Source organism: Pseudomonas putida (assembly GCF_001636055.1).
GTDB classification, from domain to species: domain Bacteria; phylum Pseudomonadota; class Gammaproteobacteria; order Pseudomonadales; family Pseudomonadaceae; genus Aquipseudomonas; species Aquipseudomonas machongensis.
The window spans coordinates 4,676,346-4,689,187 of the sequence record NZ_CP011789.1; the positions used below are offsets into that span (position 1 = coordinate 4,676,346).

At 51.6% G+C, this 12,842-nt stretch carries 12 protein-coding genes and 1 pseudogene; 1 reads left to right on the top strand and 12 read right to left on the bottom strand.

What is annotated here, in order from left to right; all coding sequences use genetic code 11:
• Nucleotides 1-7: 7 nt before the first annotated feature.
• The 12 genes and pseudogenes from AB688_RS20995 to ihfB all read right to left on the bottom strand — a co-directional run bounded on the left by AB688_RS20995 (nt 8) and on the right by ihfB (nt 11,803).
• Nucleotides 8-895 carry a glycosyltransferase family 2 protein gene (locus AB688_RS20995; RefSeq protein WP_063545766.1) on the bottom strand — a complete coding sequence of 296 codons (888 nt, stop codon included), beginning with the start codon at nt 893-895 and terminating at the stop codon, nt 8-10.
• Nucleotides 895-2,244 (bottom strand): hypothetical protein, encoded by a 1,350-nt coding sequence (locus AB688_RS21000; protein WP_155738228.1) that lies wholly within the window; start codon nt 2,242-2,244, stop codon nt 895-897. Before AB688_RS21000 ends, AB688_RS20995 begins: the two co-directional genes overlap by 1 nt.
• Nucleotides 2,241-3,146 carry a glycosyltransferase family 2 protein gene (locus AB688_RS21005; protein WP_063545768.1) on the bottom strand — a complete coding sequence of 302 codons (906 nt, stop codon included), beginning with the start codon at nt 3,144-3,146 and terminating at the stop codon, nt 2,241-2,243. Before AB688_RS21005 ends, AB688_RS21000 begins: the two co-directional genes overlap by 4 nt.
• A 43-nt stretch (nt 3,147-3,189) precedes the next feature.
• Nucleotides 3,190-4,461 (bottom strand): O-antigen translocase, encoded by a 1,272-nt coding sequence (locus AB688_RS21010; RefSeq protein ID WP_063545769.1) that lies wholly within the window; start codon nt 4,459-4,461, stop codon nt 3,190-3,192.
• 140 nt (nt 4,462-4,601) lie between these two features.
• Nucleotides 4,602-5,699 carry a DegT/DnrJ/EryC1/StrS family aminotransferase gene (locus AB688_RS21015; protein WP_063545770.1) on the bottom strand — a complete coding sequence of 366 codons (1,098 nt, stop codon included), beginning with the start codon at nt 5,697-5,699 and terminating at the stop codon, nt 4,602-4,604.
• The gene (locus AB688_RS21020) at nt 5,692-6,159 is read right to left on the bottom strand and encodes an acyltransferase (protein WP_063545771.1); all 468 of its coding nucleotides are present in this window, start codon (nt 6,157-6,159) and stop codon (nt 5,692-5,694) included. The genes AB688_RS21015 and AB688_RS21020 overlap by 8 nt, the downstream gene beginning before the upstream one ends.
• Nucleotides 6,134-6,601 carry a sugar 3,4-ketoisomerase gene (locus AB688_RS27260; protein ID WP_231100335.1) on the bottom strand — a complete coding sequence of 156 codons (468 nt, stop codon included), beginning with the start codon at nt 6,599-6,601 and terminating at the stop codon, nt 6,134-6,136. Before AB688_RS27260 ends, AB688_RS21020 begins: the two co-directional genes overlap by 26 nt.
• Nucleotides 6,575-7,126, bottom strand: a pseudogene (gene rfbC / locus AB688_RS27265) (dTDP-4-dehydrorhamnose 3,5-epimerase); the annotation flags it as partial. The pseudogene rfbC and the gene AB688_RS27260, both read right to left, overlap by 27 nt.
• A gap of 884 nt (nt 7,127-8,010) precedes the next feature.
• Entirely contained in the window at nt 8,011-9,390 is a 1,380-nt protein-coding gene (locus tag AB688_RS21030; RefSeq protein WP_231100265.1) for a Wzz/FepE/Etk N-terminal domain-containing protein, read from the bottom strand.
• Nucleotides 9,391-9,563: 173 nt separating this feature from the next.
• Nucleotides 9,564-10,613, bottom strand: a complete 1,050-nt coding sequence (locus AB688_RS21035) for an LPS O-antigen chain length determinant protein WzzB (protein WP_063545773.1) — start codon at nt 10,611-10,613, stop codon at nt 9,564-9,566.
• A 610-nt stretch (nt 10,614-11,223) separates the two neighbouring features.
• Nucleotides 11,224-11,487 carry a lipopolysaccharide assembly protein LapA domain-containing protein gene (locus AB688_RS21040; RefSeq protein ID WP_063545774.1) on the bottom strand — a complete coding sequence of 88 codons (264 nt, stop codon included), beginning with the start codon at nt 11,485-11,487 and terminating at the stop codon, nt 11,224-11,226.
• A 19-nt stretch (nt 11,488-11,506) separates the two neighbouring features.
• Nucleotides 11,507-11,803 (bottom strand): integration host factor subunit beta, encoded by a 297-nt coding sequence (ihfB, locus tag AB688_RS21045; protein WP_063545775.1) that lies wholly within the window; start codon nt 11,801-11,803, stop codon nt 11,507-11,509.
• Between the two features lie 324 nt (nt 11,804-12,127).
• Between ihfB and AB688_RS21050 the strand changes: the two genes are divergently transcribed.
• Complete coding sequence (locus tag AB688_RS21050) at nt 12,128-12,754, top strand: hypothetical protein (RefSeq protein ID WP_155738229.1); 627 nt, start codon at nt 12,128-12,130, stop codon at nt 12,752-12,754.
• Nucleotides 12,755-12,842 lie beyond the last annotated feature (88 nt).

Genomic DNA, 12,842 nt, shown 5'->3' on the forward strand with positions numbered 1-12,842 from the left:
AGCATATTCATTCTCCAATCTTTCCCCAAGCGCCACGAATGGCATCTTTTATCCCGGTGACCGCGAAACTCAACCGTTTCATTTTTCTATCGAAACACAACGGAATGAGGCATAACTTAGCCAGCATGATGACACTGTATTTAAATTTCCATCTTCCTGGAACAAAGGGCTTGCCCAGCAGGTAGATGAAATTGCGGAACTGGTAATAATGGCGGATGGGAGATGGCATACCAATGCTTTGACCAAGGATTCTCTTATGGCCATCGCCGAGCATGTGGGAAATTTCCAAGGTGGTATCAATGAAGATACGATAGCCGCGCTCACGACTACGCCAGCACCATTCCCAATCGACGAAGTCGATGAACAAGTCCTCGTTCTTCAAGCCGACGGCATCAATGGCATCGAAACGCATGAGAAACCCGGAACTCAGGGTGTATTCGACTTCGATCACATCGCCGCTGCGAGTAAGTCCGTCATAGACCTCATCACTGTCCTTGCGCACCGCGAGAGGGCCGATGCCGCCGACTTTGATACCTTTTTCAGTCAACTCTGCATGGCGGTGCATGAGATTGTTGACATAATCCACCGGCAGCTTCGAGTCTTGGTCCATCTCGATGACAAACTCGCTCCCCATTGCCTTGGCGGCTTGCATGCCGATATTTTGTGCAGCAGCAATACCTAGATTTTGAGACAACTGCTTAATGATAATGCTGGGATAAGAAGCAGCCAACGTACCAACTTCATGCTGGCGCGCGATGCAATCCGAGTTATCCACTATTATAATATATTTGGCCTGGTGCAAGTAGGACTTGATATTTTCAAGCAAATCTTCCACACAGGGATTGTATGTGGTCACCAGAATTGAAACATTATCACCCGCAAACCCAGCACCCATTACACCACCACCCGAAAATTACCTTTGGACGCAAACCGGAGAAGAACGCCAATGCAATTGATGACAAAAAACAATAAGAATATATCGAGTACATAAGCCAACCCGACGGTTGGCTCAAGCAACATTGCAATCGAACGTACCCACAATGCAGCACACAGTGCCGCATAATAGGGACGTTGATTACGCCCCAAACGGCCAAGCGCTGCCACAGAGGCTAAAAACCAACCCATCAACGCCGCAAACATAAGTCCTGGAAAGAATCCAAAATACTTGTATGAAAAAAGATCGAAGTGGCTGGTCGGGCCTCCCGCGATGGTATTATCGGGATACCAGTACAGCAGTGCCTGCCGCCCCACAGCATAGTCATTAATAGGATAGCCAACTATTTCGCTCATTTTGGTAACACTTACCAATGGAGCAATAAACTGCACGAACACACTATCCGTCTTTAGCTCTTCAATCACACCGTTGGGCAAAGACAAATAGTATTTATCAGCGTTTGCAAGGATCCTCAACGCAAGCCGCTCATAGAGCATTGGCGTATTCGGCATGTAAACCCCAGACGCCTGGGTATCAACACCCGCACCTTCAAGATTTTTGCTCAAAACCCACACAGCAAACACAAGAACAACAGAAAACAAAGCACCTACTTTAAAGAAATTCAAGCGCAGTCGATAACCGTAGACACCCAACGCAAAAATCGACGCATAAATACCCTCAAGAATAGCAAATTTCGCACCATTCAGAAGAGAACTTATCACGAGCAAAAACACGTAACCCAAACCGAGCACGAGGGTCAAATAGTTCCGTCTACCGTTGCGCCAGCGCTCAACACAGACAACAGCGATGCATGCCACCAAAAACAACCTGAACGCGTCAGCCACTCTGACAAAAGCGCCAAGACCTCGATTTTGCTCAAATCTGTTGGTTTCTGCACTGGATCCAAAACCGGTGCTCGCTATCAAGAACACGGCCAAACAAATGTAGATCAGAAGGACTATCCAGAACTCCCCTCTGCCTCGGCCATGTGGCACCAGAAGAGCGACAACCCATTTATACATCTGCTGCCCATGACGACCACTGAACCGTAAAAAAAACAGAAAAGTCAGCGCATATGAAAGTAACAACGCTACATAATAGAGAGAGACATGCCCCCCGATGAACATGGCCAGAACGATTCCGTAGGCAGTTCCGAAAGTAAATGTCCAGTAAAAATGGAGAGGGTCAAGATAACCCAAAAACGCAAATCGACGAACTGACAAATACAAAAGCCCCGTCGTTACAAACATGCAAGTCAGCAAAAGTGGAATATTTGAAAAAGCGAATTCAAAAAAATCCAGATCGCTCATTTTCTACCCACTACATGCTGCACAGCAACAATCGGCATTTTCAGAAAGCTCAAAACGATCTCTTTGAAATCACACTCGCGGAATAAATCGACAAAATAACTAAATCGTCCATGTTTTAGCGCGTTCAACGAGTAATAGGCGGCGGCATTAGCGACTGCTTCAAGACGAACATTATCTGGCGCCAGCGCAACAAGAGCGCCTCGCACCATCCTTAGCTGCGCGGACAAATTTTTTGAGCTATTCGTGCCATGTTGACGGTAGCGAACACAATCAATGCCCGGTTCGAACCCAAAGTCTCGCCCTGCTTCGCCATAAACACTCAGCAGCTTTACAAAGGTCGGATAGTCATCAAGTCGCAACGCTGGATCCCAGCCGCCAATACGTCTAAGTGCTTCAACTCTAAAAATAGTCGACTGCAATAAAATGGGTGATGGATAGTGCGTAAACATCTCCCGATCACGCGTGCCGCGATTCAGCGAAAAGAACCTGTCATGCCGAACATTATAGATAGGGCCCAAAACGCCTTCAGCATCGAAGTAATGACCACCACCAATTAAAAAGCCCAGGTTCTCCTTCGACTTGATTTCAGCAAACGCTTGCGCAACACCGTCGGGAACCAAAATATCATCAGAAGCAACAAACCAACAAAACTCAGTATCGATGAGCTTCATTGACTCATTGAGCGAAGACACCAGGCCACCATTCGCTTTTTCTACAATAGTGACATTCTCACCAAGACCCTGCTGCTTCAGAAACTCCCTGACCAAGGACATTGAGTCATCTCTGGAGCCATCATCTACAACAAGAACCTTCAAGCCTGGCACTGCAATTGCCAGCGCCGCCCTCAAAGACTCGACAATATAGTCGGCATGATTGTACGACGGAATCACCACTGTCAGCATTTTGCCAGCTCCTGCAACGCATCAATTTCAGTCAAACAATCTGTTAAACGAGCTCGGCCGGATGTCTCATCGTCCGCAAACTCCTACGAATCACTATCCACACAAGGACCCAGTAAATAGCATAATTGATGGCATAGGCCATAACTACGCCCTCGAGGCCTACAGCCCTAATCAAAAAAACTGCCAATACATAAAACAAAAACGATCCAATTATTTCAGTAAAAACAAAGGCCTTGAACATCGCTTTACCCAACATCACATAGGCAATAATCCAACTGCCGATCTTGAGTGAATCACCGACCAATTGCCAAGCAAACAAGTCAGTGACAGGTGCAAAGTCAGCACTGAACAAAAACAGTACGACAGGCTCTCTCAAGACATAAATCACCACCGCAGCGAGGACCGTCAATGGCAAGATAACTCGATACCCAAAGCCGATTTCTGCCATCAGTTCCGGATACGTTTTAAGCTCCGATAGTCGTGGCAGGAAGTAAATCGACAACGTCGTGGTCGCCATCATCAGATAGGCAGAACTCAATCGCCACATGGCTTCCCAGTATCCCGCCGCATGCCATCCCAGCGTCTGCCCGATCTCGCTCCGGATCAACATCTGAGTGACCGGAAGGCAAGACGCTGAAACAATAGCCATGACTGCATATTTTAGCAGATTCCTTACGACGCTCTTATCCAACTGACCAAAGAGCATGAAAAAGCTAAAAAACTCCAAGCGATGACAAACGATCAGCGTGGAGAAGAAGGCAATAGACTGATAGGTTGCTAGCGCAACAAGTGCTCCTTTCAACCCATAAAAATGGACCAAAATAGCGGTGATCAACACGGAAAGTACACTACCTGCAATATTGCAGACAACATACTTACCAATCTCCTTAAGGCCATTCAGCACTGCCAGGAGAAAGGTATTTAAAATAAGAAAAACCAAGCCCACTGCAAACCAGGTAAATACATCAGAAAGACCGCTATCATTCAAAAACCTTGCAGCGAGCCTCTCCCTAAATAAAAACAATAGACAGGCGATAATCAAGCTAACCACGACGCTCAGGGTGCCAGCTGTGCGCCACACCGCAATCCGGCTCTTGGCATCATCTGCGTATTCCGCCGTGTACTTGGTAACGCCCGTATTGAAAGCGCCCCCAATCAGCGTAGTGATCAATGCAACAACATTCTGAAACTGACCGAACGCCGCATACCCTGCCGGACCGACGTACAACGCGAGCATTTTATTGATACCAAGCAGCGCCAGCATCTTCATGACGACCGCAATACCGTTGAGCACGCTAGTTTTGATGAGATTCATCTGTATCGATCCGCAAAAGCATCTGACTTTCCAATCACTGCCTCCCCCCGAACAGTGCTATCAGTTCATCGAGGAACACCAAAAGCCATGAGCCCTGCAGGCACCCAAATGCCGTACAAGGTCATGGCCCTCTTAACGAACTAGAAGCTGTTACACGCCTCGATGACGTGGTCGATCGCTTCCTGAGTCATTGTCGGATCCATCGGCAAGCTGAGGACCTCCTCATGGATCTTCTCCGTGACGGGCAAGCTCAGTCCATTCAGATGTCTGTAGGCTTGCTGCTTGTGAGGCGGGATCGGGTAGTGCACCAACGTCTGCACCCCTTTTGATGCCAGATGGGCTTGCAGGGCGTCGCGAACTGCGGTGCGCACAACATAGAGATGCCAGACATGTTCGCCCTCTTCACCGTGCGACGGCAAAGCGATTCTCGAATTCTCGATACCCTGAGCGTAACACTTTGCAATATGGCGACGACGCGCAATCTCATCGTCCAGATGCTTGAGCTTCACATCCAGCATAGCCGCCTGGATTTCATCAAGACGACTGTTAACGCCGACGTAGATGTTCTTGTACTTCTCGTGCGACCCATAATTGCGAAGAGCACACAGCACTTCTGCCAGCTCCGCATCGTTGGTGGTGATAGCACCACCGTCGCCCAGTGCGCCCAGGTTCTTGCCTGGATAGAAACTGAAGCCGGATGCGTCACCCCAGCCACCGACTCTCTTACCCTGCGTTGCAGCACCGTGAGCCTGCGCAGAATCCTCAAGAACGAGTAAACCAAATTCGTCAGCAATGGCCCGAATCGCCGGCATCGGCGCAATACGGCCGTACAAGTGTACAGGCAGAATCACTTTGGTACGTGGATTGACGGCTGCACGGATGGCTTCAGGCTCGATGTTGAACGTCGCTAAATCGGGCTCGACAAGCACTGGGGTCAGGCCACTTTCAGTGATGGCGAGCACACTCGCGATATACGTATTACCTGGAACAATGACTTCATCGCCATCATTCAATCGCCCGAGTAACTTCCACGCCTTGAGCGTAAGCGTCAGCGCATCAAGGCCATTCGCGACGCCGATGCAAAATTTAACGTCGCTATAGTTGGCAAAATTGGCCTCGAAGCGCTTCAATGCACCGCCATTGATATACCAGCCTGAATCAATAACATCAGCGCACGCTTTCAACAACGCTTCTCGATATTGATGATTGACCGCTTTCAGGCTCAAAAAATCAATCACGTTCCAACTCCCTGATTACTTTGGCAGGATTACCGACTACGACAGCGTAGTCAGGCACATCTTTCGTCACAACGGCACCAGCACCCACCATGGCGTGCTTACCGATCGTAATACCCGGCAGCAGCGTCGCATTGGCGCCTATACTACAGCCTTCTTTCAGCAACGTTTTTGCATACACGTCCGGGTACTGCTTGGAGCGAGGCTCCCTGTCATTTGTAAACGTAGCATTGGGACCAATGAAGACATTATTCTCCACTCTGACACCGTCCCAAAGGTACACACCACATTTGATGGTTACATTGTCACCCACGACAACGCCACCTTCGATAAAAGTGTGCGCACAGAGATTACAGCTCCTGCCGATTTGCGCGCCGTGCAGCACCACGGCGTACTGCCAGATCCTAGTCCCCTCACCAACATCATCTGTTTGAACATCAGATAATCTGTGAATGCTGGTCATTGCCAATCAGCCTCTTGAAATCCTGATAATCACGAATATAGTCGCGCTCGTCATACACTTCACTTGCCACTACCATCAGCACGCAGTCCTCACTGAAATCGTGCATCTCGCGCCAGACCATATTACGAACGAAAATGGCTTTGTTTGGCCTGTCGATAACATGCTCGACGCGTTCACGACCATCATCCAGCACCATCCGGCAACTACCAGAGACACAAACAATCAGCTGTTGCAAATCACGATGTGCGTGGAAGCCCCTACTGACATCCTGCTGGGTACCAAAAATATAATAGACACGCCTAATCGAGAACGGAATATTGAGGTCCTTCTCAATACCAATCAAACTACCACGGTCATCACTGTGCGATTCCAGTTCGACAATATCGACCTTACCGGGGATCAGATAATTCGTATGCTCGGCCTTGGCGAAACCAGGTGCCATGCGATCCTTCTCGCTCACCACCGGAGCGGCTGTCGTTGGCCATTCAATTGCCAAGTCAGGATCATCCCAGGCCAGACTCCGCTCGTGAGCTTTTGAATAAGTATCCGTCGTGCGGTATTGGAATACCGTATCGTCCTCAAGCGCCATGAAGCCATGGGCGAAGCCTTCGGGAATCCAGAGCATCTTTCGGTTCGCCGCGGACAGCGTTACGCCAACCCATTGCCCGAACGTCGGTGAACCTTTACGAATATCAACTGCGACATCATAAACGGCGCCTTGGCTCACATTGACGAGCTTGCCCTGCGAACTGGGCGACAGCTGGTAATGCAAACCTCGAACAACCCCTTTCTTCGACATCGAGCAGTTTTCTTGGATGAAAGGTCGCGGCACTGGTAAATTAGACGCTCTGAGCAGCGCGTGAAACTTTGGTTCACTGTAAAGCTCGTAGAACCAGCCACGCTCATCTTCGAATATTGTGGGTTCGATAATGACAACTTCAGCAATATCTGTCTTTGTAAGCTTCACCCAACCAACCTCATATAAATATCGACAGATTCATCCGTATCATACAGCATTCCCCAACTGCACTTACAGCACGTCCACTTACTACCAACACCCAAACCCATCGTGCCTCGGGGTTACTGAAAGATCAGTCGCCCTTCGACGCGGGCATCAACCAGATCCCGTACGAAAACCCCTGACCGTTTTCACCTTACCCGACCATGCCTTCAGACTTTTCGCACAGCGCCTAGGAAGACGGCCCCATGCACAGTCTCTGGGTATGGCAACTCATTCTGCCAGTGAACCTCTGTTGAGACCACAGCATTCTGCCAACGACTCAGGACCCACCGTTGATCAGGATGCAATTCGACCGAAAACGCACTGGAGAGCCAGCATGGCACACATCTATCAAAGACAATATTCAAAAAATATCAATGCGTTGCGTCAGTTCTCAGAACACCGCGAATGGACACCGTACCGGTGGCGGCCAGCGAAATTTCGATCCCGCCAAGTAGCAAAACCGACATATCTGCCCCACCGCCAAGCAACGAACAGGTGGGAATGATCAGAGACATTGCAAACGGGGCAGTTGAGCCAATCCCGTGCCTGAAGCGCGCGCTATGTAAAATGGCACAAGCCGGCGCCTATCGAATCGAGGCGGAGCAGACCCAATAACAGGCCGCTTAACGGCGCCGACCTACTAGGCTCTGTACGAAAAGCCCTGATACTCGGTGATGCTGCGCTGAAAACAGCCTGGTGCGCCAGCCCGGTCGGAATGCCCATTTACAACCGTGACCCCGGCGGCTCCTCGGCTGTTTTCGCCTACCCGACCTTCGCCCCAAGCCTTTTCATACGCCCCCCCCTACGAGCTTCATGCCAACCTCAACCAAGATGACAGCAAGGCAATATCACTCCTTGCCCGCTCTGATCTGTACTTCTGGCGACAACACGCCGACTTGGCGCGAGAGCCCCCCCGGCCCACCAGACGCCACCACACCACCTATTTCCAAGACGCGTATCCGCCGTAGATGACCCTTGAAAGCAGCTCGCATCAGCGCAATCAACACACCAAGCAATATACCGCCAATAAACGCCAGGATAACAATCAACGCCTTGCGCGGCTTGATCGGCTTGGTAGCCGCCACTGCGCGCTGATCGATGCTTACCAATTGCAAACCCTTCAACTGCGTATCAATGGCTTGCAAGCGCTCCCGCTCGGCCCGCAACGCTTCTACGCCCTCCAGGAAATCCTGATCATTGGCACGGGCTTTGATTGCTTCGACATTACGGTTATTGGAAAGTAGCAGTAGCTCTTTGCGAATTTGACCGATTCTCGGCTCGACAAAGTCATCAGAGGAACGCTTGCGCAGCGTACTGCGCTCAGCCTCGAGCACCTCGGTACCCATGAAATACAGCGGCACCGGTCGGCCATTCACTTCGGTGCGAATAATGTTGCCACCAACCACACCTTCATCAGCCATCTGGGAGGGAGTGGATGGCTTTTTCAGGCCCAGACTGTTGGCAATAGCGATAGACTCATCCAGTTCAGCCAAACGCGATTCACGCTGCATTTTCAGCTGTACGCGCAGCGCCTTGAGCTCATCGTTCAACTGTGCACGCCTGATGGCATCACTTTCTTCCAGACGAGCGATACGCCCATCGTTGGCAGTTCGGTACTCGGAGACCGCCGAGTTTAGCTCGGCATTCACCTCAGCCAGGCGATTGGACAAAATGACCTGCACATCCCGTGACAACTGAACCCGCTCTTGCTCCACGGCATAATCCACAAAGGCATTGAGAACGGCCGGGCCATCGATATCCTTTCCATAACGCATCTTCAAACCGATAAAATTGCTCAGCAAATCGGTTTTTTTCGGGTCAGCCTGGACGACACTTAGGTCGGTGCTGTTGAAGTCCTGAAAGCCTTGCTCAATCGTTTGCCCCTCATTGGTGAAGACTCGCACAAGGTCTGGCCTGGAGCGAAAATAATCCAACCGTGCGCTATAGGAATCCAGCCTCGCGCCCACTCGCTTCAGCGCTTCATCAGGAGGCAGGCTGTAGATTTTAGAGCGATTCAATGCATCCAGTTGATTGAGCTCAACGGGGCGCAAAGTAGCTGATGTCTCATATTCAGGAGGGATGACGTAGGCCAGGGCGACACCGACCGCCGCGAAAAGCAAACCCAGGCCAGCGATGAAAACACGCCGGCGCCAGACTGCTCGAAAAAGGTCAAAAACGTCTATTTCAGGAGAACTAGAGCTGTGGGGACCGCGAGAATCGATGTTCACTGACTTTGCCTGCACACTAACGGGATAGCACCCATGACAGGCAGGAACAGAAGTGGCGCATCGTGCACCTCATCCAGCTATCCATGTCATTGGTGAATGGGGAAAGGACGTATTGTTACACCTTCCCACACCTACAACAACGCATGACAGCATTTTTGAGCCATCAAATTGCCTTAATCGCTCGCCCTTCGCCTCAACCACTGATCACGCCCCAACGCTACGAGCACACCCATAGCCAGACCCGCGAATACCCCCAGTGCCATGATGATTGCCTTACGCGGCTTTATCGGCTTGTCGGGCTGAAAGACTGGCCCGTCCTGCTGGTACATTGCGACCAGCGCTGGGTCGATCTTGAGATTACGCATGAAGATCAGCCTTTCCTGTTTCTCGCGCAACCCCGGGATGTAGGGATCATCCGACGCACGAGACTCAAGGTTGGCGATCTCTGCCTCCAGCGCTCGGGAGCCGCGCATGTAGATCAGAGAGCCACCCATGCCAGCAGACACCTCGTTGGATAATGCACTCGAAATGATCGGCGGTTTCTCCAGACCGATGGACTTTGCCACTCGCAACGCCTCATTGAGCTTGGCGATCTGATCTGTACGCTGATTAAACGCGCTGGCTCGCGAAGCCTGTATCTGCTGCTCCAGGTTATCCGCCATGATTGAAATGTCGCTACGGGTACCGCCAAGCAGCTCATCTTTCGCTCGGTCCGCAGCCATTTCGGCATAGCTGGACACCCAGTTGGCAGCGAGTTGCGGATCTTCGACGTCCGCAGTGATAACAAAGCGATCAGGCATGTCCCTCGCCGCCTGGGCCACCGTCAGCATGCTATTGAATTGGGCAAACAGCGCATCACGCGAGCCCTTCCTATCCTCTTCGCTCAGCGTTGAAAGAAAGGCCCCACGGAAGAACTTCTCACGCACCGCTTCAGACTGCAGCGCTCTCAGGTAAACGCTATAGACGTCTTTGGCGCTAAGCGGCTGGAGCCCCGTACCCTCACCACGACCAAAATTGAGCTGCGCCACATCATTCTGTGCTGGAGGCCGAATGTAGAGCTTTGCCTCATAGACCGGCGAAGCGAGCACCACATAAATCATGGCCAGGCCAATCACCGCTGCCGCGACTATCCCCCCCCAGAATTTCTGCCGCCAGACCCCCTGCACAAGCTCAAGCAAATCAATCTCATCATCACCACTCAGGCGCTCGCGTTCATTGCGCATTTAGTCTTTTTTTCCTTGGGTCCGTCTAATCACTTCAACACAGGGGATGACCGCCAAACCTTGACGCCCCCTTCCAGCCAAGCGTAGCGGCAATATCAACACGCGTGCCAGCTTTACCGTGTAGCATTATTCGGAAGTAGAGAGACTTTGAGGTTAGAAGTTCCCCAGACCTGCGCCAACTGAGCGATTTCCGTCCGATTGCCAGCCAGCCGATAGGCCCGCTCCAGCATCAAGAGCAACAGCTTTACCGAAGGCGTACGGCAGAGAACCGGCCCACGAAAGCCTGCGTCCAGCAGGGAACGCATGCCAAGGGCGTGATCAAAGTGCTTGTGGGGAGCAGCCAGTGCCTCAACAACCCAGGTTTTGAATCTTGAGCCAAAGCAGGCGCCGAAATGGGCATCGACCCCCTGCCCACCCCAGTCGACGAGCGACCGGATGCCGAGTCAAGATGCGCTTCGTGACAGGGCCCCTTACGCCCGCCGCCATGAAGGGAAATATTGGGAAAGTGTATATTCCTGCCCACTTGCACAGCCCACTGATTGGATACCTGATATGTATTTGAGTGGCTGCGTGTAAAGGCGCATATCCCCAAACCGTACAGGCTCTTTCTCTAATTACTAGCGGGTGCAGCCTGACGCATCGATGCACGGATCTTGCGCTTGCTGCGCTGAACGCCATAAGCCCCCAGCAAGGGGCCAATAGCCAGGCCAACCACCAGGGCAGCCATCACTGGCACCGCCACCGGCAAAGCCGGGGCCGACCAACCGAAGAACATCAGCGAAACAGCCTGCTGGTTCTCCAGCACAAAAAACAGCACTGCTGCTGCCAATAGCAGGACGAATACTACTGCCAGCGCACGCCTGAGGTTACGCATCAGGTTGCTCCTTCATCGCTCAAGGGTGTTCGCGCTCGTCTTCATTGACCCGATCTCGCAGCTCCTTACCCGGCTTGAAATGCGGCACGAACTTGCCTTCGAGCTCCACCGACTGGCCCGTCTTGGGATTGCGGCCTACGCGCGGCGCACGGTAGTGCAGGGAAAAACTGCCAAATCCACGGATCTCGATACGATCTCCCGTGGCCAAACATTGCGACATTTGCTCAAGCATGGTCTTGATAGCCAACTCCACATCCTTGGACGAGAGCAGCCCCTGATGGGTGACAATACGTTCGATCAGCTCCGACTTCGTCATGTTTTTCCCTTCGTTATCAAGCAGCTAGATCATTGCTTAAGGAGTTTGTAGCACGCTCAGAGGGATTTGAACAGGGTGGTTCTTGACTTAATAAAAAAATTCAAGATTGGATTGTTAAGGAATAAGGCGAATAGCAATGCCCCACACCACCGACCCAGGCCGACCACCAGCGCTGCGGCAGGCCGCAAAGCGGAGAAGCCGCTCGGCGGATTATTGAAATTTTCCACGTAAGCGAACCTAAGCCTCGTAAGATTTGTCTGATAAAAAATCAGACGCATCCCATTTTGATTCGCCCTCAAAACTGATTGCAAAGTGGTTATCTACTTGCTCTTCAAGCAGTACACACAAGGATTGTTTATGCGGACCCTCTCTCTTTCACTCACCCTGGCGACCCTCATTACCACACCGGTGGCGTTCGCTCAAGGCGCTCGACAACACCAGATCTGGGAAAAGGAGCCATCCGAGTTTCTGGGTGTTCCTTTGCATGGCAACTTCAAGGCCCAGGTTCCGGAATGCCCCGAGAGCGCCGCTCGCCAAGACACACCCTGCCGCATCAACACCTCGGAGCCTGACCGGTACGAAGTTCACGGGCTGCCCTATATCCCTATCAGCTCGGGGTACCAACTCTTCGCAAGCACAAAGGATGGCAAAATCAGCCAATTAATGTTGACAGGAAGAGCCAGCAGCCTGGCATTGGTCGATGATTTTCTAACCGACACCCTCGGACAGCCGGGCTCAAGCCTGAGTCGCCGAATTCAACTGAGCTCAGGCGCAACCTATGAGATAAAGACCATCACATGGGAAGGCAAACAGGTCGCCGTCCGCTTTCAGCGAAACGAAAGCGATCTCAGTCGCTATGCCGTGATATTCACGCTTTCTGCCGACGACACCGTGGGGATGGGGGTAAGCACTACAGGTGACACTTCCAGCCGCACGCCCCCTAACAACTAATACGAGCTTCACAACACCCGCACCATCAATCCCTGACACACAGCCAAAAAAAGGGCGACCCGAGGGTCGCCCTTTTTACCGATCAAAC

Coding starts and splice junctions, on each gene's coding strand:
- AB688_RS21035 (WP_063545773.1), bottom strand. CDS start 10,613: ATGCGCAATGAACGCGAGCGCCTGAGTGGTGATGATGAGATTGATTTG.
- AB688_RS20995 (WP_063545766.1), bottom strand. CDS start 895: ATGGGTGCTGGGTTTGCGGGTGATAATGTTTCAATTCTGGTGACCACA.
- AB688_RS21020 (WP_063545771.1), bottom strand. CDS start 6,159: ATGACCAGCATTCACAGATTATCTGATGTTCAAACAGATGATGTTGGT.
- ihfB (WP_063545775.1), bottom strand. CDS start 11,803: ATGACGAAGTCGGAGCTGATCGAACGTATTGTCACCCATCAGGGGCTG.
- AB688_RS21010 (WP_063545769.1), bottom strand. CDS start 4,461: ATGAATCTCATCAAAACTAGCGTGCTCAACGGTATTGCGGTCGTCATG.
- AB688_RS27260 (WP_231100335.1), bottom strand. CDS start 6,601: ATGGCACCTGGTTTCGCCAAGGCCGAGCATACGAATTATCTGATCCCC.
- AB688_RS21040 (WP_063545774.1), bottom strand. CDS start 11,487: ATGCGTAACCTCAGGCGTGCGCTGGCAGTAGTATTCGTCCTGCTATTG.
- AB688_RS21005 (WP_063545768.1), bottom strand. CDS start 3,146: ATGCTGACAGTGGTGATTCCGTCGTACAATCATGCCGACTATATTGTC.
- AB688_RS21000 (WP_155738228.1), bottom strand. CDS start 2,244: ATGAGCGATCTGGATTTTTTTGAATTCGCTTTTTCAAATATTCCACTT.